The 26,733-nt window shown below is 33.6% G+C and carries 25 protein-coding genes; all 25 read right to left on the reverse strand.

Annotation, left to right across the window (positions count from 1 at the left end):
* Positions 1–24 precede the first annotated feature (24 nt).
* A complete protein-coding gene (locus tag NAT50_RS06885; RefSeq protein WP_250592487.1) occupies positions 25–1,458 on the reverse strand; it encodes an MBOAT family O-acyltransferase in 1,434 nt (477 codons plus the stop codon).
* A gap of 4 nt (positions 1,459–1,462) precedes the next feature.
* Positions 1,463–2,857, reverse strand: coding sequence for a glycosyltransferase family protein (locus NAT50_RS06890; protein ID WP_250592488.1), 1,395 nt, complete (start codon positions 2,855–2,857; stop codon positions 1,463–1,465).
* A gap of 72 nt (positions 2,858–2,929) precedes the next feature.
* Positions 2,930–3,763, reverse strand: a complete 834-nt coding sequence (locus NAT50_RS06895; protein WP_250592489.1) for a polysaccharide pyruvyl transferase family protein — start codon at positions 3,761–3,763, stop codon at positions 2,930–2,932.
* Between the two features lie 2 nt (positions 3,764–3,765).
* Positions 3,766–4,641 carry an N-acetylneuraminate synthase family protein gene (locus tag NAT50_RS06900; RefSeq protein WP_250592490.1) on the reverse strand — a complete coding sequence of 292 codons (876 nt, stop codon included), beginning with the start codon at positions 4,639–4,641 and terminating at the stop codon, positions 3,766–3,768.
* 531 nt (positions 4,642–5,172) lie between these two features.
* Positions 5,173–5,496 (reverse strand): GIY-YIG nuclease family protein, encoded by a 324-nt coding sequence (locus NAT50_RS06905; protein WP_250592491.1) that lies wholly within the window; start codon positions 5,494–5,496, stop codon positions 5,173–5,175.
* Positions 5,497–5,895: 399 nt separating this feature from the next.
* Positions 5,896–7,053, reverse strand: coding sequence for an acylneuraminate cytidylyltransferase (locus tag NAT50_RS06910; protein WP_250592492.1), 1,158 nt, complete (start codon positions 7,051–7,053; stop codon positions 5,896–5,898).
* A gap of 3 nt (positions 7,054–7,056) precedes the next feature.
* Entirely contained in the window at positions 7,057–7,944 is an 888-nt protein-coding gene (locus NAT50_RS06915) for a DUF1574 domain-containing protein (protein WP_250592493.1), read from the reverse strand.
* Positions 7,944–9,380 (reverse strand): MBOAT family O-acyltransferase, encoded by a 1,437-nt coding sequence (locus NAT50_RS06920; RefSeq protein WP_250592494.1) that lies wholly within the window; start codon positions 9,378–9,380, stop codon positions 7,944–7,946. The genes NAT50_RS06915 and NAT50_RS06920 overlap by 1 nt, the downstream gene beginning before the upstream one ends.
* Before the next feature lie 3 nt (positions 9,381–9,383).
* Positions 9,384–10,262, reverse strand: a complete 879-nt coding sequence (locus NAT50_RS06925) for a glycosyltransferase family 2 protein (RefSeq protein WP_250592495.1) — start codon at positions 10,260–10,262, stop codon at positions 9,384–9,386.
* The gene (locus tag NAT50_RS06930) at positions 10,262–11,407 is read right to left on the reverse strand and encodes a glycosyltransferase family 4 protein (RefSeq protein WP_250592496.1); all 1,146 of its coding nucleotides are present in this window, start codon (positions 11,405–11,407) and stop codon (positions 10,262–10,264) included. The genes NAT50_RS06925 and NAT50_RS06930 overlap by 1 nt, the downstream gene beginning before the upstream one ends.
* Before the next feature lie 28 nt (positions 11,408–11,435).
* Positions 11,436–12,488, reverse strand: a complete 1,053-nt coding sequence (locus NAT50_RS06935) for an acyltransferase family protein (protein ID WP_250592497.1) — start codon at positions 12,486–12,488, stop codon at positions 11,436–11,438.
* A 9-nt stretch (positions 12,489–12,497) separates the two neighbouring features.
* Positions 12,498–13,277 (reverse strand): glycosyltransferase, encoded by a 780-nt coding sequence (locus NAT50_RS06940; RefSeq protein ID WP_250592498.1) that lies wholly within the window; start codon positions 13,275–13,277, stop codon positions 12,498–12,500.
* Positions 13,274–14,122: a glycosyltransferase family 2 protein gene (locus NAT50_RS06945; RefSeq protein ID WP_250592499.1), complete on the reverse strand. Its 849-nt coding sequence runs from the start codon at positions 14,120–14,122 to the stop codon at positions 13,274–13,276. Before NAT50_RS06945 ends, NAT50_RS06940 begins: the two co-directional genes overlap by 4 nt.
* A complete protein-coding gene (locus NAT50_RS06950) occupies positions 14,110–15,000 on the reverse strand; it encodes a glycosyltransferase family A protein (protein ID WP_250592500.1) in 891 nt (296 codons plus the stop codon). Before NAT50_RS06950 ends, NAT50_RS06945 begins: the two co-directional genes overlap by 13 nt.
* A gap of 7 nt (positions 15,001–15,007) precedes the next feature.
* Entirely contained in the window at positions 15,008–15,949 is a 942-nt protein-coding gene (locus NAT50_RS06955) for a glycosyltransferase family 2 protein (protein WP_250592501.1), read from the reverse strand.
* Positions 15,946–16,854 carry a glycosyltransferase family 2 protein gene (locus NAT50_RS06960; protein ID WP_250592502.1) on the reverse strand — a complete coding sequence of 303 codons (909 nt, stop codon included), beginning with the start codon at positions 16,852–16,854 and terminating at the stop codon, positions 15,946–15,948. The genes NAT50_RS06955 and NAT50_RS06960 overlap by 4 nt, the downstream gene beginning before the upstream one ends.
* A 1-nt stretch (position 16,855) precedes the next feature.
* Complete coding sequence (locus NAT50_RS06965) at positions 16,856–17,704, reverse strand: glycosyltransferase (RefSeq protein ID WP_250592503.1); 849 nt, start codon at positions 17,702–17,704, stop codon at positions 16,856–16,858.
* Positions 17,701–18,696: a glycosyltransferase family A protein gene (locus NAT50_RS06970; protein ID WP_250592504.1), complete on the reverse strand. Its 996-nt coding sequence runs from the start codon at positions 18,694–18,696 to the stop codon at positions 17,701–17,703. Before NAT50_RS06970 ends, NAT50_RS06965 begins: the two co-directional genes overlap by 4 nt.
* Positions 18,696–19,304, reverse strand: a complete 609-nt coding sequence (locus tag NAT50_RS06975) for an acyltransferase (RefSeq protein WP_250592505.1) — start codon at positions 19,302–19,304, stop codon at positions 18,696–18,698. The genes NAT50_RS06970 and NAT50_RS06975 overlap by 1 nt, the downstream gene beginning before the upstream one ends.
* A gap of 5 nt (positions 19,305–19,309) precedes the next feature.
* On the reverse strand, positions 19,310–20,437 hold the full coding sequence (gene rffA, locus NAT50_RS06980; protein WP_250592506.1) for a dTDP-4-amino-4,6-dideoxygalactose transaminase: 1,128 nt from the start codon (positions 20,435–20,437) through the stop codon (positions 19,310–19,312).
* Positions 20,437–21,066, reverse strand: coding sequence for an acetyltransferase (locus NAT50_RS06985; RefSeq protein WP_250592507.1), 630 nt, complete (start codon positions 21,064–21,066; stop codon positions 20,437–20,439). Before NAT50_RS06985 ends, rffA begins: the two co-directional genes overlap by 1 nt.
* 4 nt (positions 21,067–21,070) lie before the next feature.
* Positions 21,071–21,757: a WbqC family protein gene (locus NAT50_RS06990; RefSeq protein ID WP_250592508.1), complete on the reverse strand. Its 687-nt coding sequence runs from the start codon at positions 21,755–21,757 to the stop codon at positions 21,071–21,073.
* A gap of 3 nt (positions 21,758–21,760) precedes the next feature.
* Positions 21,761–23,641: a DCC1-like thiol-disulfide oxidoreductase family protein gene (locus NAT50_RS06995; RefSeq protein ID WP_250592509.1), complete on the reverse strand. Its 1,881-nt coding sequence runs from the start codon at positions 23,639–23,641 to the stop codon at positions 21,761–21,763.
* Positions 23,642–23,644: 3 nt separating this feature from the next.
* Positions 23,645–24,961, reverse strand: coding sequence for a glycosyltransferase (locus tag NAT50_RS07000; RefSeq protein WP_250592510.1), 1,317 nt, complete (start codon positions 24,959–24,961; stop codon positions 23,645–23,647).
* Positions 24,949–26,199, reverse strand: coding sequence for an ABC transporter ATP-binding protein (locus tag NAT50_RS07005; RefSeq protein WP_250592511.1), 1,251 nt, complete (start codon positions 26,197–26,199; stop codon positions 24,949–24,951). Before NAT50_RS07005 ends, NAT50_RS07000 begins: the two co-directional genes overlap by 13 nt.
* Positions 26,200–26,733: the final 534 nt, after the last annotated feature.

A 26,733-nucleotide genomic window follows, 5' to 3' on the forward strand; every position in this document is an offset into this window, starting at 1 on the left:
CGATAAATACTAAAAATGACTTCATTAGAACTGGAAATAAATAAATTCTTTGTAATCCGAATACACTCCTAAAGCCAATAAAGCCATCAGGGCCAAACTGACTTTTACCCAGCTGCCTTTTCCGGACAATGGTTCTACTTTAGAGCGATTCCACCATTCTACTCCCACAAATACGAATACTAACAACAACAATTCATAGTTGTAACGTTCGTTATTTAAGTATTGACTTTCAAAATGAAAATCGGTGACCATCCTTTTTATATACCCTAAAGCTTCGGATATGGATTTCGCACGGAAGAAAATCCAAGCCAAGCAAGTGATTGCAAAAGTTCCTAAAATACTTACTAGGGTTTTCACACTCGCTCTATTCCAACCCATTTCAATTTCCCCCATATTAGAGCGATTCTTGTTTTGTAACAGTAGCGGCAGGAAATAAATCGCATTCAACAAACCCCAAACGATAAAGGTCCAATTGGCTCCATGCCAAAAGCCGCTCACCAGAAAAATGATAAACGTATTGCGTACTTTCATCATCATCCCCCCTTTACTTCCTCCTAAAGGAATGTACAAATAATCGCGGAACCACGATGATAAGGAGATATGCCAACGACGCCAAAACTCGGCTATGTCTCTAGAGAAATAGGGATAATTGAAATTCTTCAGCAAATCAATACCGAATAATTTAGACGTTCCTAAGGCTATATCCGAATATCCTGAAAAATCGCCATAGATTTGAAAAGCAAAATAGACCGCTCCTAAGGCTAAAGACAAGGAATTCATGGATTCGTAATTGTCAAAAACCGCATTCGCATAGGTGGCACAGCTATCGGCAATGACCACTTTTTTAACTAATCCCCAAAGGATTTGATATACCCCTTCTTTGGCTTTTTCAAAATTGAATTCCCGTTTCACTTTCACTTGTGGTAACAAATGCGTTGCCCGTTCAATCGGTCCCGCCACCAACAAAGGAAAATAACTCACAAACAAGGAATAGTCCACAAAATTACGCTCGGCAGTGATGCGCTTGTAGTAAATATCAATCACATAGGATAAACCATGGAAGGTATAAAACGAAATCCCTACTGGTAGGATTAATTTTAACAAAACCGGATTGACCTGAAACCCGAAACCATTGAGTAAATCGGCAAAGGATTGGGCAAAGAAATCATAGTACTTAAAAACTCCCAGGAACCCTAAATTAATCCCAATGGTCAACCACAACCAAAACTTTCGTTTTCTGTCGGAAGTGCTGTTTTCCATCATGATCGCACTGGAATAATCCAGTAAAGTAGAAAACACCAACAAAAACAAAAAACGCCAATCCCAACAGGAATAAAAATAATAACTCGCTACAATTAAGAGCGTATTTTGAGTGGTTTTGTTTTTATTGAAAACCAACCAATACAATATAAAAACGATGGGTAAAAATAGGGCGAAGGATAAAGAGTTGAAAAACATAATCTTATTTTAGAATTGCATTGATTCCTTCCCAAATTTTTTCCGAAGCTTTAGTGGGTTCGGCGCCGACCACGACCTCAAACCATTTTTTTCCGACTGGTACATTCGTTACTTTCCCCTCTAAAATTGCTTTTACGATCGACGTCAATTCTTTTTTATCGTATACAAACAAAGCCGCTTCTTTGGAAGGCATCGAACGGAAATGAATGTATTTATAATTTTGTCCAATATCACGAATCCCTTTCTTTAATTGGGGTTGCTCATAATCAAAAAACAAACAGGATTTATTGTGTGCTACAAAATCAAATACCATAGATGATGCGATATTCCCCACAAACTCGGTATGCTCGCAGATATTGGCTTGTAACGCAAAATCTTCTTTGGTCGGCATGATTTCGTTCCAACTGCTTCCCACCGGTCGCCACAAAGGAGCAATAGAAACAATTACATCCTGGTATTGTTTTAGAATGGCCTCATATCTGTCGGTAAAATCTACCGGACATTTTCTGTAAATAATCCCTAAATTATATCCTTGTTGATTCAACTCTCGAACTGAAAGGGCTAAATCTTCTAAATAATACTGATCCAATGGAGAGGTCACGATATCATCACCTGAAAAACAAATGTATTTTTTGTCCAAATCCAGCTGATGTTCTTGATAAAACGCTTCCTTGGTTTGCAGTAAATGTGAATCGAAATGACTTTCAAATTGAGGAGTCCCCGTTATAAAAACTTGCTCGGGATTCACATACGGACAATATTGTAACAATTCCTTTTTCATGTAATCACTCCACACAAAATAGAAATCAGGTTCTATTAAGGTGGTCGCTTTGGGTAAATTGTCCCAAGAAAAAATAAAGGAAGCCGTAGGGATTCCTAAATCTTGCGCCGCTAAAATAGGGGCTATGGCTTGGGTAGGTCTTGGATTGGTACAAAAAACAATAGCGGGTTGGTGCTCTAGTAATTGCTTTTTACAATACTCATATTTCGCAGTACTGCGTTCTAATTTTTTAATTTTGGCTCGAAGTTGTTCCACCCCTTTCTCGGTTGACTTTGTAGCTACCAGAAAATCGACAGACAAACTTTTAATGGCATTTTTTATTCCCTTGTACGATTGTGGAAAATTATAGGTATTGTACACCGTTTCATTGAATTTTTTATCAAAGACGTTCAATTCACAACGTTTTCTGGCACGTGTGTAAACGGTTGTCCAAGGATGTAATTCCTGATTCGTAATCCTTACTTCCTCGTACCCTAATTCTTCTTTTATTTTAAAAGGTGTATTATTCCAATACACAATTTCGTATCCTAACGCTTTCCCTATTGGATTAAAATGGGTTAACGCGAAATTGCGTAACCCCACGCCATCCGGCAAAAAGACAAAGGCTTTTTTATTCATTTTTTAATATTTCGTGTGAAAACAAATATAGTATTTCTGAAGGTATTGAAAAGATTTTTCAACAAAAACGGATCAAAAACAATCTATTTTTTTTAAAAAAGGACAGACCTCCATTAATCCATTTCGTAAATCTTCCACCACTTGAGAATTAGGCAATGTCTTGTATTGCTCAAATAAGCTTTCCATCTCATCGTCCGTATAAGCTTTGGCTTTTATTTCGGGATGATAAAATGGAATATGTACCGATTCCATATAATCTTGGTATTTGATATCGTCGCCAAAAACTTTATCTGAAAATTTCTGCCAAACCGCCGGGATTCCATAAGCATGGGCTATAATTATTCCATGTAGAGAAGAAGAAATAATTTTTTCGCATTGCAAAAACTCGACCGTTTTAGACTCAATATCATTTGTCATCATATCGATTAAATGAATATCGGAGCGATTTTCAAACCACTTCTCCACTACTTTATAATCGTTATAATGTGGCACTATTCCGTATCGGTATTTTTTTTCAACTTCTGGATGAAAATAACGTGGTAATAACAATGCAGGGTCACCGTATATTTCTGGTACGTCATAACCTAAATCCATTAAGAATTTTCGAGTTTGAGGACCGCGAACGGCTAAAAACTTCGCTTTTTTAATTTTTACTTGTCGGTTAATGATACCGCTCCCCCAAACAATGCATTTAGAGTTCACGTTTGCCAAGATACTGCCAACAGTCACATAAATTGGACTAAAAAAATCCAAAAAAGAAAACTTTTTAGGCCAAGCAAAAATCACTCTTTTACCGGAAATTTTTTCTACTAAAAATTTACCCAAGACATCCCCATAATTTTCTTTGGATTTGCCTTGGATAATTATTTCATTCCACCAGAACAATCGGAGGGTATTTTTAAACATACTTATACCTTCTTGTTTTTTAGTTTGTCTCTTTGCACTTGCTCTATTGGCAATATGTCTTGACTTTTAAAACGTAACGCTTTATAGACCGCTTTTAAATCACGACATAATTTACGTAAGCCTTCCGGTTCTAAGGAAGCCGCGTGGTCCGTTCCTTTCCAGGTTCTGTCTAAAGTATAGTGTCGTTCAATCACGTTAGCCCCTAAAGTATAGGCTGCCACATCTACCGCAATTCCTAAATGGTGACCTGAAAAACCGATGTGTTTTACTTTATCCCCATATTTTTCTATTAACCTATATATCTCTAACAAACAAACGTCTTCAAAAGGTACTGGGTACCCCGACGTACAATTGTACAATACTAGATCTTGGTTTCTTCCCTTATCCACAAAAAAGTTAACCAAATCATCTGTCTCATTTTTTGTCGTCATCCCAGTAGAAATATGAATTTCTCCTTTGTAGTGATCACATAACCACCCCAACATCTCGTAGTTGTTATTACAAGCCGAAGGGATTTTAATGAATTCTGGTTCTAAAGAAGCGATTTCTTTTGCTGAGGTCGTATCCCAAACAGAAGTCGAATACACGATTCCTAAATCTTCACAATATTTTTTTAGTTCAGCGTGTTGATGCACATCAAACTCAAGGTATTCTCTATGCGCTCCATAGGTTTCTCCATAAGAATTGGAAGGATTAGGATGAGGCGCATTGTATTGTTCTTCCGTTAATAATTCTTTGTTGTTTCTTTTTTGGAATTTTACTGCATCGGCATTGCTAAAAATCTTAGCGATTTTAATCAACTCTTTAGCAATTTCCATTTCTCCTTTGTGGTTACAACCTATTTCAGCAATTACATAAGGGGCTTTGTATGTATTCATCCTTCTTTTATATTAGATGAACAAAGAAAAATAATTTTATCGAATAATCACAATGTTAAAGGATTATTATTTGGTTAACGCTTTAGTGAACAAACTGAAAGTCTTTGAGACATTTATGAACTAGAAGCCTGTCTGGTCGAGCGGAGTCGAAATATTTTTTACTTTACTCACTTTTCAGTCTAAGTAAGTAATACTCTTTAACTTGTTAAAAGAGGTTCAAAGTCATTCTATATTTTAAAACTTAATAAATGAGTCTCGACTTCCCTTCGACCAGTTCAGGACAGGCTAAAGCTTTTTTATTGTTCTCGACTTCGCTCGAACTGACAAGAAACTCCGAACTGACAAGAGGCTAAAACTTAACAAACAATTTTCTGTAATATCGATGATTTTGCTAAACTGAGTATACTAGACGAAATTCTTATTAACTACTTTGTCAGACTGAGCGCAATCGAAGTCCTTTTTTACTCTACCAAACTTTCAGACTGAGCAATCTTCTCTGAGCTTAACTATAAGAGGTCTATTTTGAATTGTCTAGTGAGAGTCGAACGCTTTATTTCGATGATGGGTCTCATTCTTACATTCGGACAACTTCGGTAAGACCTCCCAATTGTCTTGGATGATTGCTTCTTTTTTGGCTCGACTCCATTTCTTTATTTTCTTTTCAAAAGATATTGCCTGATTAGGCTCTAAAAAATCCTGATACCAAACTAGTTCCACTGGTCTTCTCGTAAAGGTATAGGCGTTTTGGAATTTTCCGAGGTTGTGCTCTATGATTCTCTTATCTAGATTTGAAGTCATTCCTACATAATAAGAACTGTCAGAGCATTTGAGGATGTATACATAATAAATTTTCATGGCGTGTATATTTGTATTTGTAAAAATAGGAATTATTCAATAAATAAAAAAAGTCTCGACTTCGCTCGACTTGACAAAATCTTGATTTAAATTATTAACAATCAAATCACATAACTCAAGCACTACTGCGCTATCATATCAAGCAAAGTCGAAAACTTGTCAAATTGAGTAAAGTTGAGATAGTTTTCATCAGCCTTCGATACTTCGACAAAGCTCAGTACAGGCAAGCTCAGGGTGACAATAGTAGAATTTAGATTTTCTAAGAATCACTGCTTTGTCAAATCGAGTGGAACTGAGATGGTTTTCAGTAGTTCTCGACTGCGCTCGAAGTGACAATAGCAGGATTACATATCTTAAGCACTGCTCTGTCAAATCGAGCGAAGTCGAGATTAATTTAATCTAAAACCTAGCATTATACTTCATCACCCACTCACAAACTTCTCTGATGGCACCATCGGCAGAATTGTGAGATAACGTAAAATCTACTTGTTGTTTTACAACTGATGTCGCATTAGCTGGAGCAAATGACCAACCTACCGTGCAAAGATTAGCCAAATCATTTACATCATCACCCACATAGGCCAAATTAGCCCATGAAGTTTGTTGTTGGTTTATAAAATTTTGAAGGAATGAATATTTATCTTTAACTCCTAAAAAGGTATGTTTGATTTGAAGTTTCTGCATGCGTTTTGCTACTAAATCTGAATTTTCAGAAGTGATTACCACTACCTCTACCTGATTTTGTCTTAGAATCTCCAGTCCCATCCCGTCACGCATGTTGAATTTTTTCATCAGCTCTCCTTCTGCACCATAATACACCCCTGCATCTGTAAAAACTCCATCTACATCTAAAACTAAATAGTTAATTCGTTCCTGACGTTTCGCTGTTTTTTGACGTTCGGCCAACAAATTTTCAACGATATTCCAATCGGAAAGACTATCAATTTCCACCAACGTTTCCTCTGGCATGGTCACCAAACCTATCTTCTCGCTTACTCTATTTTTACTTTTCACGAAAGCCTCTTTAGTGGTAGCATATACGGCGCCATTCTCCATTAAAAGTCCTTCAAAATCCTGTCGTCTTGGTCGGTTAAAAACATCGTAATTTTGGGGTGTGCCCTCTGCATTCCAAGTAAAACGATGGGTTTTTACCACACTTAATGCTGATGTTTTTCCTTCATTAGTTATTTGGAATAACGCATTATTAATATCTTGTGAAGTGGTTAAAGGCGATGTAGCTTGTAACAAACACAACACCTCAAAATCGTAATTGATTTTCTCTGCCCATTCCAGCATAGCACTTTCCGTGGACGCTGTATCGTTGGCATTGATCTCACTGCGTAAAAGGCCCTTCACTTTTGGGGTCCAATCATACTCTCTTTGGACAAAAGACAAAATCTCTTCATCATCCGTAAACACATACACTTCGTCCAAATCAGAAAAAACAGCTGCCCCCAACACCCATGAAAACAAGGGACGTCCTAATAATTTCTTTTTGTTTTTTCCTGGAATTCCTTTAGAACCTTTTCGTAAGGGGATAAGGGCTACTTTTTTCATGATTTATGGATTTAAAAGTAAAAATGTACTGATTTCTTGCGTAAATAGATTAGCACCCAACTGATTTAAGTGCGAAACATCATAAAAGTAACGATGATTGGGTGTCGTATACTTCCTTTGGTAGGTGTAGCATGCAGTAGAAGGCCAACATTGTTCCTTCAACGTTGATACAAATGCTACATCCAATGGTTCATTATTAGGAGGAATGGCAACCACTAACTGGATTCCATTTTTTTTACACAACTTTTGTAATTGTTGGAAATCCTCTATTTTCTTGCTATCCTCCACTATTTTTTTATGAGCCACAAAATGGTCTCCATTGCCTCTATATTTCTCAACGGGCAAAGGATTAGAACCTCTCGTATCCGTATGATTTTCTATGGTTTTTCTAGGTGTAGTAAAAGCCGTCTGATAAGTACTTTTGGCAAAATTCAAACCATAAGCCAGTTTCGATAAAGCTCCCTGACGAATTAACTCTTTGTTATATTCTGAATAACATACAAATGGTAAGAGTAAATCGGTTCTGTATTTTAAGGCTTCTTGATCAAAAAGAAAAGGCACATCCGCGACATATACAAGAATCTTAGGCGTCTTATTTTTTTGCAAATACCACTGTAACACTTGCAGATGAAAAGAAACATTGGTTCCTCTGAACCCAAGATTGAAAGCACTTTGATGTACTTGTTTTTCTAATTCTTCAGCCAAAAGGTTATGTGCTGCGCGTGAAGATCCTAAAATAAGAATATCGGCATTGATTTTTCCTGTAATGAGCTTTTCCAATCTTCTGTCCGGCTGTTTTACAGGAATCTGTTTGAGCACCCAAAAATAGCCGGTATCCAAGACTAAAAAGCAAAGACTAAACAAAGCGATATGTAATCCCCATTTTTTCATTAAAACTGAAAATAAATAAATGTTTCCGGTTCCCCCTGAAACAAAAATAATAAAACTAGAAGTAATAGATACAAACTCCAACGAAGGATTCTGGATTGCTTCACCCAAAGCTTTTCTAGCGCAAAATTACCTTTTCTCCCCCACCATTCTACCAACACAAAAAACAGTAACAAGACTATTAAAAATGTAGGTCTTACCGTTGGCCATTGTAATACACTTTTTGAGCATATCTTCTGAATAAAATACAACGCATCGGATACTGAAGGCGCTCTGAAAAAAATCCAAGCAAAAACCGTTAATAAAAAAGTAATCCCCATACCGATGATTTCTTTGAATGAAGGAAACATTGAGTGATTAGCCACAATTTCAACATGAGAACGATTCTTGTTGGTTAACAACAAAGGGAGAAAATACAATGCATTTAAAAAACCCCACGCAATAAATGTCCAATTGGCTCCGTGCCAAAAACCACTGACTAAAAAGATAATAAACGTATTGCGAATTTGCATCCAACGACCACCCTGACTTCCCCCTAATGGAATGTATACATAATCTTTAAACCAAGTGGATAGAGAAATGTGCCAACGACGCCAGAACTCCGCAATATCCCTTGAAAAATACGGAAATGAAAAATTCTTCAAGAGTTCAATCCCTAACAATCTGGAAGTCCCCAAAGCAATATCAGAATACCCTGAAAAATCGCCATAGATTTGAAAAGTAAAAAATAAAGCCCCCATAAAGAGCGTACTTCCCGAATACGCCTCTGGATTATTAAAAATAGGATTGGCATACTGTGCACAAGTATCCGCAATCACTATCTTTTTAAACAAACCCCATAAAATTTGTCGCAAACCAGAGACACCTTGTTCGTAGGTAAAGATTCTTTTTTGTTTCAACTGAGGCAACAAGTGTGTAGCCCGTTCAATAGGACCCGCCACCAACAAGGGAAAATACGAGACAAACAAACTATACACCACAAAATCTCTTTCCGCGGCAATGCGGCGTTTGTAAATGTCAATCACATAGGACAGGCCGTGAAACGTATAAAAAGAAATCCCTACCGGAAGTAACACTTGTAATGTAGCAAGGTGTAACGAAACACCGAAAGAGGCGAATAATTCCACCAACGAATCCACAAAGAAATTGTAATACTTAAAAACCCCTAAAAAACCTAAATTGATCAAAATACTCAACCAAAACCAAAACTTTCTCTTTTTTTCAGAAGTACTCTTCTCAATTTGAATCCCTGAGGCATAATCCAAAGCTGTCGAAAAAATCAATAAGAACAAAAACTTCCAATTCCAACACGCATAGAAATAATAACTCGCCACGATTAACAAGCCGTTTTGCCACTTTAAATCTTTCTTTTGTAACAACCAATACAAAACAAAAACTAGTGGAAAAAACCAAGCAAACGTAAAAGTGTTGAATAGCATGTCCTAATAAGTTAAAGATTTAAGAGCCCTAATTTTATCTAATGTTTTTACCGAAATTGGTTTTCTAAACTTTTTTTTCTGTTGATAATTCAAAATAATATTCGCGATTACTTTAAAATACAACCTAAAATAGGTGCCATCTTGCAAAGCATATTTCTTAAAATTATGATAGAATAATTTTACAATAGGTAAAAAAGGTTGAGGATAATAATTCAAGAAGGTAAAAAAAGAATTTTGTAACTGCTTTTCAAAGCGAAAATAATTTTTCCCTTGTAGTTTACGTTTGTCTCTATCTATTCGATGATTCACCGCTATTTGATTCGTAAACCAGATTTCATAGCCTAAATCAAGTACTTCAAAGGATAAACATGGTTCTTCTCCATAAATATCTACCCAAGTGGGAAAACCTCTAGTTGCATCATAAACTTCTTTTCTTATTGCAAAACCACAACCAATGAAATCATTTGTTGGATAACACCATACTTTTGTTCCTACTTCCTCTAAAGCCTCAACATCCGATTCAAAAATTCCTTTCACCTCCTTAAAGGCCAATATACCCACTTTTGAATTACTGAATAATGTACGGAGAACCTCTTTATGATTACTGGTTATAATATGAGCATCATCATCTAAACCAATCAAATAAGTTCCCAATGCTTTAGGATACAGAAAAGCTCTTGCGGGAGAAGCTGATATTTTTTTAGTACCTGAAAACCAACGTACCCAAGGATAACTAGTCCGAAGTAGTTCTGTCGCTTCACAAGCATCAATATACACTAGTACTTCTTCCTTTTGCAAGTCAATGGAGGAGTAGATTGTATCTAACGTTTTAGACAAATCAGCGACACGATTATTGGTAACTATGAGATACGAAAACTCCATTATTGTAAAATTTGAGAATACAAAGCTACTATTTTTGCTCGAAGTTGATCTCGCTCGTACTGTGAATGCATGAAATTTACATTGTATTCTTGTGCTTCCTCTCTTAATGTACTGTTGGTAATGGCTTGCCTCATCAAATTCGCTATCTCTTCCTCGCTTTCAGGAAATGCAATCAACAAACCATTTTTACCGTGCTGAATTACTTCTTCTGTTACTTGTCCTGGATTGGATTGAATTGGGAAAGCGCCCATTCCCATAGCCTCTAGTACCACATTGGGCATTCCATCAGAAACACTGCTCGCAACATGTAAAGCCGATTGCCCCATAAGAGTTAAAATTTGTTCATTGGGTTGGTGCTGATTTCTGGGAAAAACCATAGGCTGTACTTTTTGGTAATACGCTGATGCCCCCAGATATTTCAATACCGGTTCATCTGCACTATAGACTATCAGTTTATATTCCTCTAAAATTTGTGGTATATAATGCGCCATGGCTTTTAGAATCACCAATGCTTTACCCACCCCATCCTCATAGCCTTTTACCATAATATACTTTCGTTGTGTTTGTGGCTGGATCGCCTCTTGTAAGAAATGTATTCCACCATTGCCAGGAAACACTCCCAAAAAAGTATTCTTAAACCCTAAGGATAAAGCTTTATCATGATCCCGATGACAATCTGTAATTAAAAAATCAACTCGTTGTAAAAACCGTTGCACAAAAGTCGTGGTTAATCCTAAGCGTTCATATTGAAACATATCACTTCCCCAAGAGGAATAGATTAATGGAATCGCTGCGTATTTCTGTAAAACAGAAAATATGGGGTACCCTGCTAATTGCATTTCAAACACATGAATCACATCCGGTTGTATTCTTTCAACTAAACGAGAAAAAACCTTAGCCGCGGAACGCTCGTTTCTATTTTGGATCCAAGAATACCACTGAGGAAAATATTTTTTAACACGGTGTCGAAAAGGATAATTCCATTTTATTTTCCAACCCGCATATTGAGTAACCCAATCTATTTTAGAGGAAAAACCTGCCCCATCTGTGATGTCAAACCAATACACTTCATGTCCTGAATCTTTTAATTGGTTCGCCCATTGAAAGAAATGGTGGTTGGGTATGGATACAAATAGAATCTTCATGTATTTTTTACAGTTATTATCTAAATTATTACAATTTATATTTTTCAAAAAAATATTGAGTTCTTGTATAAGAAAGACTCATACATTTCTTCTCCACCCAATGCCAAGATAGATATCCAAAAATTACAGATAGTAAACAAGAATACACAATTAATGAATAAGTATCTAACTGAAAATAATACACTAAAGCTTGTTGAATTGGAAAACTATAGATATAAATTCCATAAGAAGCATCTCCATATTTACCAAATGTACTTAAAAAAGGTAGTGTGTAATATCCTGAAAAAATTATGATTATTGGAAAAACGATATGTTTCACCATTGAATAGTAGTTGTAATAAATGCTTCCTACAAAAAGTAAAACTGCCATGCCAAAAAAAACAAAGTTGTATTTGTATTTTTCAAATTTCACACAAGCCAAAATACTCCCTGCTATAAAAAAAGTACCTAAATTTAAAATTTCATAGCCCAACATTCCAAAAATCTCAGCACTAGCAAAGCGTTCTAAATAGAACTGATACAAAATATAAAAGGAGAAAAAAGCCAATAGCAGCAACAATAACGTTATTACCTTTCTACCTTTGAGAAAAAACAAACAGGCAACAGCAATATAAAGTGAAAATTCGTAGCGAATGGTCCAAAGAGAGCCATTAATTGCATGGTAATGATTAGAATCAAAAACCCCATCTATTGTAGCTTGGAAACCATACAAGGATAAATTATTAGGTAAGTAAGTCCAAACTTCTTTATTGTATAAGAAAGGAACTTTCCCTTCGTATACAAAAGGAGACAATAAGAGTGTTAAAAATAAAACCACGAACAAACCGGGTAAAATTCGCCATAGTCTTTTAGTGAAATATTGCACTAGGTTTTGACTACGCTGCATGCTCTGAAAAATAAAAAAACCGCTGATGACAAAGAAGCCGTTTAAACCTATGGAGGAATAAACCATTTGACCATTTGTAAATTGATAAATCCACTGCTCTTTTTCGTATATTCCTGATAAAGGAAAAGAATGAGAAATTACTACCAAAAGTGCAAATAAAAACCTAAAAAAGTCAAAATTATTATGATGCTTCATCTCTGCCTTCTAAAATTTTTTAGGTTTGTTTGTAACAAATCTAACAAGAAAAACAAAACGTTTTACAATATAATAGAGTTCTACAAAAAAAGATTGTACAAGCTTTATTAATGACATTAACGTTTTGTTGAAAATATTTCTCCAGGTCACCTCCTGATGCCACAATTGATAGTTTCCTACCACATCATTTTTAAATCTAAAAAATAACTGAGCTGGTGTTCGTTTAACATCATAGCAAAAAATAGCTGGTACTATCTCAATTTCATACCCTGCTTTCAATACCCTAACCGTCCATTCTTTATCTTCAAAGGTGGCTACCTCTTCTTTAAAAGGGATTTTTTGCCAAATTTCTCTATTGAATGCAGAACCCGCAAAAATCAAACCTGACTTGTTAGGATCTTCACTAGCTTTAATACCATTGATGAAATTTTTGTAATCATTAGGCTGATGCAAACAACGTATTCCTGCAATTGATGGTTTCTCTATAAATTTTTGTTGTATTAATTTAAAGAAATCATGACTTACCGGATACGAATGTGCACTAAAAATTACCACAATCTTGTTTTTAGCTTTTGAAGCGGCTAAGTTCGCACTTCCTCCAAAACTAAATTTTTCAATGGTCACAAATTCGGCGCCGTATCGTTTGGCAATCTCCTCACTATTGTCGGTAGATAAATTATCTAAAACAATGATTTCATCGATGTCATTGGCATAACGTTGTGTCAAATTTTTCAACAAAAATTCAAGTGCGGGAGCCTCATTTTTATTTCTAATAACAACTGAAATCATTTTTTACTTATTTTTTCCAACCATTTTAAAGGTTTTGTTAACCATTTTCCAATCTTAAACTCAAGAGATCTCTTATTTTTTTGATATGCATCATTTTTTTGTTGTAATTCAAAAAAAAGCACCTCGATTACGTTTTCAAATTTTTGAACATAGAGGTCTTTGTGTTTTAACATAATTCCTTTACGAACTTCATAAAAATGATTTGAAACCGTATTCTGCAACATCGATATTTTCGCTTTTCTGTAAAAGAACAAAAATTCATGGACTATTTCATAATGGTAACCTTTTTTTGTTACCGACAACCAAAAATCCCAATCTTCAAAACCTTTTTTCATACGTTCATCATATCCTCCCACTTTTTCCCAACATTCTCTTTTAAACAAAGATGTTGCTATCAGTTGATTTACAAACAATAAATCTTCCCAAGTGCTCCCGATAGGTTTGAGTTGGAAAACAACATTACTCGTATTTTGATAGAAGAAATTGCTAAAACAAGACACTATACCTAAATGCTTATTTTCCTTTAATAACGGAACCGCTTTCTGTAAATAATCAGGATGTAAAATATCATCCGCATCAAGAGGTAAAATGAACTCCCCTTTCGCAATTTGAATACCGGCATTTCTGGCACTGCTGAGGCCTCCGTTTTGCTTTTCTAGATATGTAAATCGTGAATCTTTTTTAACCCAAGTTTTTGATACTTCTTTGGTATTATCTGGGCTTCCATCATTTACAATAATACACTCCCAATCGGAAAATGTTTGATCTAAAACCGATTGTAACGATTCTTTTAAATAATGCGCCTGATTGTAACAGGGGACTACTATAGAAACTAAAACCTCCATTCTATGATTTTTTTAATCATTCGTAAAGGATATAAAACAGCTTTACCGATCTTATATTCTAATGAATTTTTAAATTTATGTACATTGTTCTTTAAAACCGAATTAATCCTTAACATTTCTATGAGATAAAAATCCAGATGCTCTAAATACACTTCTTTATGCTTCTCAAAAATATACTTCCTTAATTCAAAATCGTGCTTTTGGAAAGCAGTTTTATCCCTAGATGTTTTTTTTATCCTATAATGCGACAAAACTTCAGGAATAATTTCCATTCGCCAATGGTTTTTTAAAATAGCAATCCAAAATTCCCAATCTTCATAACCGTTTAGCATCTTCTCATCATAACCGCTCACTTGTTCCCAACATTTTTTTCTGAATAGCGCACTAGCTCTGCCATTATTTTTAACTATGAAATCTTTAGTTACACCACCTAGAGGCTCAATAATTTCGATAGTTTCTCCTTTATGATTAAATGTTCTACAAAAAGAACTCACTACTCCTACTTGTGCGTCTCTGTTTATCACTAAAAGGGCTTTTTCTATAAAAGTCGGTTCATAATAATCATCCGCATCTAAATTTAATATGTAAGTAGTATTCGCTTTTTTTATGGCATTGTTTCGCGCTACACTTACCCCTTGATTTTCTTGGTATATTATTTCAAGTAGCGGGTGCTTTAGTGATTCTAATACTATTTTAGTTTCTACCCGCGATCCATCATCAATAATGATAATTTTATCTGGGGGAACTGTTTGATTGATCACCGAATACAACGCTTGCTTAATATATTTACCATCATTATAGCATGGAATAACAACAGTTACATCGCTTTTTAAATTCATTGATGAATGGTTAAAAATAAAGACTTCAAAACTTTTCAAATTCTATTTATTTAAAAATAAAGGGAAATATCTTTTTCCTCTTTTGAACGAGTGGAAAATATTTAATACTTAAGTACGTAAGAAAAACACTAGGGGCATTGCTAAATAAGAACAACCAATACTGTATATCTTTGAGTAGAGATTTATTTTGTTTGAATCGCAACAACCAAATCCATTTTAATAAGATATCTACAAAATATAACGACAATTTGCTTTTTGCTGCCCAAAAAAACATTGATTCATACATTTTGATCGTGTATACAGCGTAAACCTCTTTATTATTAAATATGTTAGTTTCATGCACTCCTCGTGAAGCCAATGGCTTATCGATAATACCTGAAACTAACTTTCCTTTTAAAGCCATTTTCCAAAATATATCCGTATCTTCAGCCACTTTCAGTTCCTCATTAAAAAGACCAATTCTGTCAAACAATTCTTTTTTTACCGTTAATCCGTCAATTTGAAAATGTCCGTATTTCCCCGAAATCAGGGCCTCAAACAATTGGCTAGGCTCAATTGGTTGTGTAACTGTATTTAAAACTAATTGTTTTTTTTCTTCTTCACTAATGGCTCTGTAACAATAGAAATCTACGGCATTGTATACCCCATCGATATCAGGATGCTCACTAAAAAGTTTTGCGTCATTTTTAAATCTGTTGGATAAATAAAAATCATCTGAATCCAAAAAAGCTATGTATTTTGAAATTGCCTTTTGGATCCCAAGATTACGAGTTGCCGAACGTCCTCTATTCACTTTACCTGGATGATGGAGCAATTTGATTTTATCTTCTGTTTTTTGAAGATCCGTAACAATCTCTTCTGTAGCATCTTGACTCCCATCATTTACAATGATTACCTCAACGACTTCTGGTTGTTCTAAAGCTGATTTTATTGCTTTTTCAATAAATTGAGAAGCATTGTAAGCGGGTATAATTACTGATACATTCATTTAAAATTAAATTTTGCTAAATACATTCGTCTCCAAAAACGTAATAAATCATAGATAGAACCTCTTTTTAAAAATTTGAAAGTAACTAATACTATGTTTTTTAAAGATATTTCATCTAATTCTTTGATCAAAATCCCAAATTCAAAGAGAATATCACTTTGTTGCTTTCTTGTAAATAAATTTAAATACTTAGTAATCAAATCATAAAAAAACAATTTGCTAGCTTGTTTTTTTATTTGTTCATTATCTGTTTGACCTGAAATGTTGAAGTTTGTTAAACGAAAATAAATAATAGCTTCATTGGAACAGCATATATTTCCTCCTTCAGAGAAATCAAACCATGCTCTATCATCCGCATGCCAAGCTAAAGGATAATTTTCAAAACCATGTTTAATATAACTAGTTCTTCTAAAAATATATTCTGAAAGAGAACTTCTACTTTCCCATATGAATTTTCTATAATATGCTGTTGCCACATTTTCTTTTAATGGGTGCATATATTTTTTTGAAATTACAATACCTTTATCATCTATGTTTACTGTGGCAAACTTTAAAACATTACTGTTTTCGGAGTCAACCAATCCCTTGTTTTTATAAAACTCCTCTACCACATTCTCTCCCAACAAATCATCATCCCCCAAAATCATCAACCATTCTTCCTCTTCTGAAAGCGCAATACATCGTTCCCATTGTTGTGTTAAACTTGTGCCTCCTAAATTCGTTTCAAATCGATGATACGTAAAATCAAATTGTCCTTCAAATTGCTTTAATAGTGATGTACAATCCTCTGGACTCGCATCATCCCCAATATATACTTTAAATCGTTTATCCGTTTGATTGGCTAAGGATTGTAATGTTGCCTCAAAGAAAGTGAGTTTGTAAAATGGGATAACGATTGCTAACATTTTAATTTATCAATGATTTAATGAAAGAATAGTGGAATCTAGAAATTGGTTTTATAAAAAATAATCGAAACCAATACTGCATTGCTTCTTTTTTTAGATTGTATAGTACTAAATCATTACAAAAACGCATTCCATTTTTAAACTCTTGATTTTTAATCTGTTCTTTTGAAATTACATTTTCTATCTTCAATGGTAAAAATTGTTTTAACAAGTTATCAAAACGCAATGTAGACAGATACCAATCTTTATTAATTTTTCCTAATGAAAAATGTTCTAATAAAACAGTCTGTGTTACCATTATTTTGTATCCGTTAAGCTTGTATACCATTGAAAGATAAATATCATAATTATGATACCCTTTTAATCGCTCATCAAAATGAATCGCATTATCCTTTTTACCCATCATAAAAACACCATCTATCACCGCCACTTCCTCGCATTGTTTTTCATTGAAACCCAAAAACCAATTTTCTTTACGATTATTTGGAAAATGTTGTATAATATTTAAGATTTTTTGATCTTCTGGACAATCCCACCATGTGGAAGGCATTTTTGTTTTCATTTTGGCACCAGCCACTCCTATCAATCCTATTTTATTATCACTGTCAAATATACTAATTAACTCTACCCCCCAATTTTTTGTATGTAACAAAATATCATCGTGCATAAAACACCAAAAATCACCTTTACTTTTTTGGATTCCTAAATTATAGGCTTCAAAAATAGAATAAGTATTTTCAGAGTTATCAATGACAATTAGTTCATAAGGACAACCTATGGTTTTCTCAATATTCTGAGAGAGTTCTTCACTAATTCTTGGTTCACGTGAACAAATTATTATTGAAATCATACAACTTTAAAAAAAGAAAAAAAACAATTTCTACGTTTTTTCTCCCAATTAATATTCTTCAGATACAAATCTAAAACCATTAATAGGGTAGAATACCCCTTTACCTTTTGACCTCTTTTAATCAGAAGTAAAGCCTTTTTATAGATATCATTTTTTTTAACTGAATTATTGTTTGTTACTATTTGACTCAAATTAGAAACCTCTTTATTAGCAAAAGACTTTCTGATCTTATTTCTCATATCAATATCAATGTCAATGATTGCTATCAAACTTTCATTGTTTACTGTATTAGCTATGACACTAGAAGAATGATATCTAAAATTATTTAAAGACTCTGCAATGAAAGCTACTTTATTATTTAAAAGAAAATTTATGTAAAATAACCAATCCCCACAAGTTCTAAAGTTTTTAGAAAGTTTTAAATGTTCTTCAAAATTAAGGCTTAACTTTCTAAATATTGCTGCACTTGCATTAGGTATTACATTTTTGAAAATTAAAAATTTTTCAATAAATAGGTTCCCGTCCATCACAAAATCATTTTGAAATAAACTTGCCTCTAAATCATCTGTATGGGTAATCCAGTTACCCGTAATCTCTCCATTTTCATTGACCCTATTTGATTGGCAATAACTCAGAACGACCTCTGTATCATTAATTAAGGGCTTAATTAATTCTTCTAAAAAATTAGGGGAGCACGTATCGTCACTTTCCGCTATCCATATATAATCTCCTTTTGACAGCCTTATTCCTTTTTCCCACTGAGAAAAAGTATTTCCTGAATTCATTTCATTAAAAACACAATGTGTTACCTTCGTATTTTTAGCACATTGAGACAAAATAACTCTACTCTGATCAGTACTACAATCATCTAACAAAATAACTTCAAAATTAGAGTATGTTTGGTTAAAAATACTATCTAAACGTTGCTTTAGATATTTTTCATGATTGTAATTTGGGACAATTACAGAAACTAAAGGTAGACTCAAATTCATTATTTAATTTTCTTTATAACAATTGCTGGAACACCTGCAACAACAGAATTTGCAGGTATATTTTTTGTTACAACTGCATTGGAAGCGATTATGCTGTTCTCACCAATAGTTACATTGGGCATAATACAAACACCTTCCCCAACCCAAACATTTTTTTTAATTAAAACCGGACCTTTGGAGATTAATGGTCTTTTATTAGGAACTATTTCTAACATTTCCTCAGATGTATCCCCATGATGATGATCTGTTATATATATTCTACTTGCGAACAAACAATTATCTTCAATAATAATTGAATTTGTACAACCTATATGACAATCTGTATTGAATGTAACATTATTCCCAATTATAATTCTAGGAGAAAATTTTTCTTCATTATATTGATCAATAGCTTCAAGTCTTAGTCTGTGAAGTGACAAAAAATTATCACCAATTTCAATGTGTTCAGGGCCTAAAATTCGAAAATCACGTTCCAAAACACAATTGCTTCCCATTTTTTTAAATTTTGAAAATAATATTCCTAGCTCTTTCTGATTTTTATCTAAAAGATAATTATCATAAGCTTTGAAGATTTTTAATTTAAAATATTTTTTAACTTGTTTTAACATATATCCTATTTAAAACATTCTATGATCCTATCTATTTCTTTTTCATTTAGTTCATAAAACAATGGTAATCTCAATAAAGTATCGGTAAATTTATCACTATTTTCTAACACCCTTCCATCATGTTTATCTTGATAATACGGGCTAGAATGCAAAGAAATATAATGAAAAACGGCCAAAATATCTTTCTCTTTCAGCTTCTGTATTACCTTCGTTCGCTGTTCTAAACTTTCAAAATTTATGAAAAACATATGTCCATTATTGGTAGCATATTCTGGAATTTGCGGTAAATAAATGGCTACTTCCGAAGCTACAGCACTCATTTTTTCATAGTAATATTCCCAGAGTTGTTTTCTTTTGGTTTGAATGGTTTGAATATTCTCTACTTGTGCCCATAAAAAAGCCGCGGTCACTTCTGAAGGCAAAAAAGAACTTCCTGTATCCACCCAACCGTATTTATCTACTTCTCCTCTAAAAAACTGAGATCGGTTGGTTCCTTTTTCCCAGATGATTTCGGCTCGTTCTACAAAACGATCATCATTAATCGTTAACATTCCCCCTTCTCCTGAAATAATATTTTTGGTCTCATGAAAAGAAAAAGCCGCTAAATGTCCGATGGAACCTAATGCTTTTTTTACCCCCTCTTTACCTGTATAAAAACTATCTATGGCTTGTGCCGCATCTTCAATTACTAACAAGTTATATTTATTAGCCAAATCCATAATCAGATCCATATCACAAGCGATGCCCGCATAATGGACTGGTACAATGGCTTTTGTTTTTGGAGTGATTAGTGCTTCTATTTTAGTGGCATCCATATTTGGATTGTCCGAATACGAATCTGCAAAAACAATCTTAGCTCCTTGTCTTACAAAAGCTAGAGCCGTTGACACAAAGGTATAACTTGGGATTATTACTTCATCGCCTTCTTTAATATCAGCTAAAATGGCCGCCATTTCTAACGCATCTGTACAAGAAGACGTTAATAAGGCCTTTTTAAAACCATACTCATGTTCAAAAAATTGTTGGCACATTTTAGTATACTTTCCGTTCCCTGAAATCTTTCCGGAGCGCACCGCATCTTCAATGTATTTAATTTCACTACCTATTAAAAAAGGTTTGTTAAATGGTATCATTAGCGTATAAATTTAGCGGGATTACCTACGTATAAACCGCTTTTTTCTATTGATTTTATGACTATAGTTGCTCCTCCCAATTGGGTATGCGCAACAATATTTAAATTATCGATGATCGTAGAATTGATTCCTAAAATACAACTTTCTTGAACGGTTACAAAACCCGCTACTGCCACTCTTGGAGATAAAAAACAATGTGATCCTATATGCGTATCATGCGCTATAGTACAACCGATATTTAAAATGGTATTGGTATGAATAACGGTATTCGCATCTATAATACAACCCGGATAAATCACACAACCTTTTTCTACTACAGCAGTTGTATCTATCCAGGAACTGGAATGAATTATTGTTCCAAATGGAATTGTTGATGAGAATTTCTCAAATAATTCTTTTCTCACTTGTAGATGCTTGTAGCCTATTCCAATAATTAATTCATCAAATTGTTTCGCTTCAAAAGCTTTACTAATTTCCGAAGTTTTACCTAATATGAGACAGCCATTTATTTCGGTTTGAGTAGTAAAATCATCAAAAAACACCACTGTATCATAGTGCTTATCACTCAGCGCATAATGTGCTATTTGCTGACCTAAATCGCCTGAACCTATTATGGCAAGTGTTCTCATTTATCTAATATTTTAAAAACTTACGGGAGTTATCTCCTTCATTAAAAATTAAATCTAATATGGAAACTCCATGTTCAAAAGGTATATTTAGTTGATTATATTCTTTATAACCAGAATAATCCATCCATTCTAGATCAATTTTATTCTCATTAAACAGAACCTCATCAATATAATCTTTTGCTGATGGTCCAGACAGATATACTGAGGCATCCGCCTGTTTGCACAAATTAATTAATCTTTCCGATTTTCCAACTCCCAAAATGTAATCGGTTGAAAAACTTATTTTCGTTTTAATCCCCAAAAAATCACAAATTCCTTTAATAAAAATATAATTTATTTCCGATAAATTTTCTTTATTTTCTACTTGCTCATACAAACCAAAAATAAAATCTTTTGTTTCATTAAAACAGCTAGCCTTAGCATAATTGGTTTGTAAAGTAGCTTTGTGCTTTTTTACCCATTTTTTATCAAAAATTTTGGTATCGCATATTCTCTGAGACAAATTTTCAACTCTAACGGGGATCGTAATCCATTCTAATCCATTGACTGTTTTAATTTTATTTCTATTCCTCCAATCATTTTTAGTATACTGCATCTCATCATAGATAATGAATTCATCTACGGAAGCAATAAGATCAAAATAACCTTTCCAAGGAATGTAATTAGATTGTAATATGGCCAGTTTCTTCATATTTTAATTGAGTTTTTTTACAAAATCATCTTCCCATTTAAACTCATATGATTCAACATATTTAAAAATTTCACCTGCTTTTCTCCATGGAGTATTAATTTGATTTTTTAAAAAATTATACTCCCATTTTTCTTTAGCGTATACTTCTTTATAGTAAACTTTATAACTTACAATCCTGTATTTGCTATTAACTTCGAAATATTTCAAATACTTTATAATCTCCTCAGAATAAATTGACAATTTAAAATTCGAACTATTAACTCTAAAAGCAGCATTTGCCCAAACTGAACCATTTTCATAGCTTTTACTAGGCATTCCATTTTTATCTAGAAGGGGAAAATCAATTTTATTCCCATAAACATCAATAGCTTCAATTCTAAAAATCTTATTGTAAGTTTTAAAATGATCATCAAAAATAAAAACAGCATGATGTGTTATTCCAAAAAAATCTGTGTAAACATCTCTTGAATATTCATAAAGAACAAAAACAAACTTGTTAATTTTTTCAACCTTTGGAAAATTATTCTGAATAGTCGGTGAAAACCAAATCATCAACAATTGTCCAAAGCTTAGAAACAAAATAACACACTTCCAAAAAACAGTAGTCAATAGTACTTTATTCCAGCCCTTAATTAAAAAATCATCGTTTTCACTTGGCGGTGGTGTATAAATAGGTATAGTACAATTTTCAGCTGTACAACGCTCTGTTACCCTATTTCCTGCAATGTAGTCGTATATCTTTTGTCCAAGAGAAGAAATCAAAGGCAAGGAAATCAACAGCCCTAATAAGTAGGTATAACGCATCGCTTTTAATAAGGAAACGTAAGCCCAAAATCCTGAAACCACTTTTCCTGAACTCGTTACGCCATGAATATTAATAAGTAATGTTTCTTCATCGTAATTGAGTAGTGCCTCATTATTTTTATAATTTCCTTGAACAGGTAAGCATTCTACTGTATTAAAAATATCGAAATGACGAATTACAATGACCACCTTGTTACATAAAGGACACTCTAAATCATAGTAAAAAGTATAGATAGGATTTTTACATTTAATCTTTGAAGCCAAAAATTTCCAATATTTAACAGGAACTAGTAATAAATAAACCGCGATTACTGTTAAAGCAAACCAAGGAATGGGATATGCTATTAAGATTCCTACGTGAAAAAAAACGCCTAAAATAAAAAAGGGCACTCTAAATTTTTTGAACCAAAACAAAAAGATAAAAACAGTCTCAAATGCTAACACCAAATAACCAAGAAAAAGCATTAACCCTTTTTGATTTAGTAATACACTAGTGTCGTTCCAAGTAACCATTGGCAAGCTTGAGGGTAACCAAACCCCTAAACCATCCATCCACATTTTACTTGACAATTTGTGAAAAATAGAATCAAAATAGACTAATCCAATTGCAACAAAAACGGGTATGACATAATTAATTTTCAATACCTTTCTATCTTCCAAAAATGGTTTATACAAAGTCGAATATTTCAGTTTTTTCAAAAGACTGTCCAACGATAGTACTCTTGATATTGGCATAAAAATCAATAAGAAATTGATTCCTACATAGGCATAAAACACATGATATTCGAACTTTATGGCCGAACTAAATATAATGACTCCAAAAATATAATTGAGTATTGTAATGTAACGTGTAAATAAACCCAAAAACAAAAAAACAACTACTGGAAACCAAAAATAAAAGATGAAACTTACATCTATTTCTCCGGTATATTGATACGGTTCTTTATCGTAAATAATACTTCTGAAAGTATACAATTGTAGTAATTCTAAAAACAAAACCACACTATAGAACATCCTGAAAACAGATATTCCTATGGCATCAACTTTTGTGGTAAATAAAGAATTAATTATGTTTTTCATTCCTTAAAGATTGTGGATTTTGTTAAATATTTGATCCGCACTTTCCATGGAAGAAAACTCTTGAATAGTCCTGTAAGCATTTTTTGAAAAATTATCATATTCTGGTTTGGGCAAACCAAAAATTTGATGAATTCCATTTGCTAAATCTTCACTGTCTTTTAGTTTCGCTTTATATCCATTATACCCTGTTACCACTAAATTATTTACTACCCCCATATCAAAACCAACCACAGGTGTTCCGCAAGCCATAGCTTCTGAAACCATTAAAGGTCCTGAATCTTCAATAGATGAGTTTACAAAAACATCAACTGCCTGATATAACAAAGTCAACAATCTATAATCCTTAATAAAGTCTATGTGTTTTTTTGAAAAAGGGATTTCATTAAAAGATTCAGAGACATCTTTTGAAACAACAATTACTTCTATCTTATTTTTTTCAGTAGGGCTGATTTTTTCTTCTACTATTTTCAGTGATTCTACTAAATACTCAAAACCTTTTCTTTTAGCTTTGGCATTTTGACATCCCATTAATATGTAAAACTTATCTTCATCTAACTCAAAAATTCTCTTTGCAATGTCTCTATTTTTATTGTTAAATAGGTTTAAATCAATTAAACTATTTACATTAAATATTACCGCTTGGTTTTTATAAATTTTAGATTCTTTTGCTTGTTGCAGCGTCCATCCAGAACCCGCCAAAATTTTAAAATTCCCTAGCTGTGCATTTTTTAATTTTGTATCAAAATTTATTTTAGGAATATCTTTTCCATACTCACTTAGTATTGCAGGGCATTTGTCTGAACATCCTTCAATATACCCTTTACACTCCCAAGCAAAATGGCACCCCCCTGTAAAATGGTTCATATCAACCGTGATGTTATAAACCTCTGCATTGGTTAACTGCTGAAGATTTAGTAAATCCGTTGAATTCATGAAGTTATCTGTCATTCCTCTGTAAATGAAATCAGGATTAAATCCAACTAATTCAATGATTCGAGTTGGAGACACATTTACTTTTGTTTCCTCTACACTGATAAAGTCATAGTTAAAATCATAATCAATTTTTAAAGTAGCTTTAGGACTACTTAACTTTTGTTTCAATTTTAAATGAGCCCGTTCGAGAATACTTTTTCGCTTATATGGTTTGGGTACGTCAGTATAAGTCGTTATAAAACTATCCGATTTAGTTTTAATTTTAACCAACATTTTAACTTGATGTCCTTGTAAATCAAAATGTTTCCCTAAACGAAACATTACTTCGTAGGCACCATTTATATCTCCTGTTGAAAGTAATAGTATTTTCTTTTTTAACTGATCCATTGAATTGGTATTTTAAAGATTCCGTTCTCCGTATCTCCATACTTAAATTCATCTTGAGCGATATTAACAATGCTTAAATTGATTTTTTCAGAAGGTAAATCTAAAAGTTTCACTTTAGGAATATCCAAGGCTAACCCAATTTTGTACAGATTAGCAATCATACAATCACCAGGAATTTTAACTATCCACTCTGCTGTTCCTATAAAATCTAAGTCTTTCCTATTAATAAAAATTACATTTTCAAATTTATCTAAGATAGAAAAATTTAATCTAGCACCTTTATTAAATAGACTATTTCTCAAAGTAATATGAACAAATATTTCTTGATTGGAATAAAATTCAATGATTTCATTACCCTCTTTATCCTTAAGGGCTACTTTTAAAATTTGTGCTTCTTTGGATTCATCGATTTCATAACTAAGTTCAGATTGTTTCTCATTTGAAGAATAATTTAGTAAATAAGAATCAAGTGTAGTATCAATACTTCCTTCATGAATCAATTGTCCATGATGCAACAACACTCCTTTATCACAGAGCTTTTTTACGGCATCTAAATTATGACTCACAAACAACACCGTTCTTCCTTCCCCTTTGCTCACGTCGTTCATTTTACCTAAACACTTCTTTTGGAACTCGGCATCTCCTACTGCCAATACCTCATCGACAATTAAAATCTCGGATTCTAAATGTGCGGCAACCGCAAATGCCAAACGGACGTACATTCCTGAAGAATAGCGTTTTACCGGGGTATCAATGTAACGTTCTACCCCTGAGAACGCAATGATTTCATCAAATTTTCGGGTAATTTCATGCTTGCGCATGCCTAAAATAGCGCCATTCAGATAGATATTCTCGCGTCCCGTCATTTCTGGATGAAAACCCGTTCCTACTTCCAACAAAGAAGCAATCCTTCCTTTAGTATAAATTTTACCGGTAGTGGGTTGGGTCACTTGACTTAATATTTTTAACAAGGTTGATTTCCCTGCTCCATTACGGCCAATAATCCCCACCGAATCCCCTTGGTTGATTTCAAAATTGATATCGCGCAAACTCCAAACGTAATCGCTTTCGCCTTTACTGCTTCTATCATTCGCTTCTCCAATTTTTAAAAACGGATCTTCTTTTCCACGCAAATTATACCACCAACGCTTTAAGTCATCCTTCACTGTACCGGTACCTACCAACCCTAGACGGTATTGCTTCGAAATATGTTCGGCTTTTATTACTACTTTACTCAATTTCCTATTATTTTATATTCTAAATTTTGAATTTTAAATTATTTCTCTTTTATTCAAAATCATAACTTCTTGTTTATACTTTTATCTTTACCCTTCTTTATGAGATTCCTCCTTTGTCGGAATGACACCCTAGGCGTGTAAAAATACTAATCGCTCACCATTCACTCTTAACGATTCACTCCTCACCATTCACTCCTCACTAACTCTCCCTTCTTTATGAGATTCCTCCTTTGTCGGAATGACACCCTAGGCGTATAAAAATACTAATTGCTCACCATTCACTCTTAACGATTCTCTCCTCACCATTCACTCCTCACTAACTCTCCCTTCTTTATGAGATTCCTCCTCTGTCGGAATGACACCCTAGGCGTATAAAAATACTAATCGCTCACCATTCACTCTTAACGATTCTCTCCTCACCATTCACTCCTCACTAACTCTCCCTTTTTTATGAGATTCCTCCTTTGTCGGAATGACACCCTAGGCGTATAAACAGCTAATCAATCCCCTCTATTCACTCCTCACCACTCTCCA

The organism is Flavobacterium luminosum (genome assembly GCF_023635005.1).
Lineage (GTDB): Bacteria > Bacteroidota > Bacteroidia > Flavobacteriales > Flavobacteriaceae > Flavobacterium > Flavobacterium luminosum.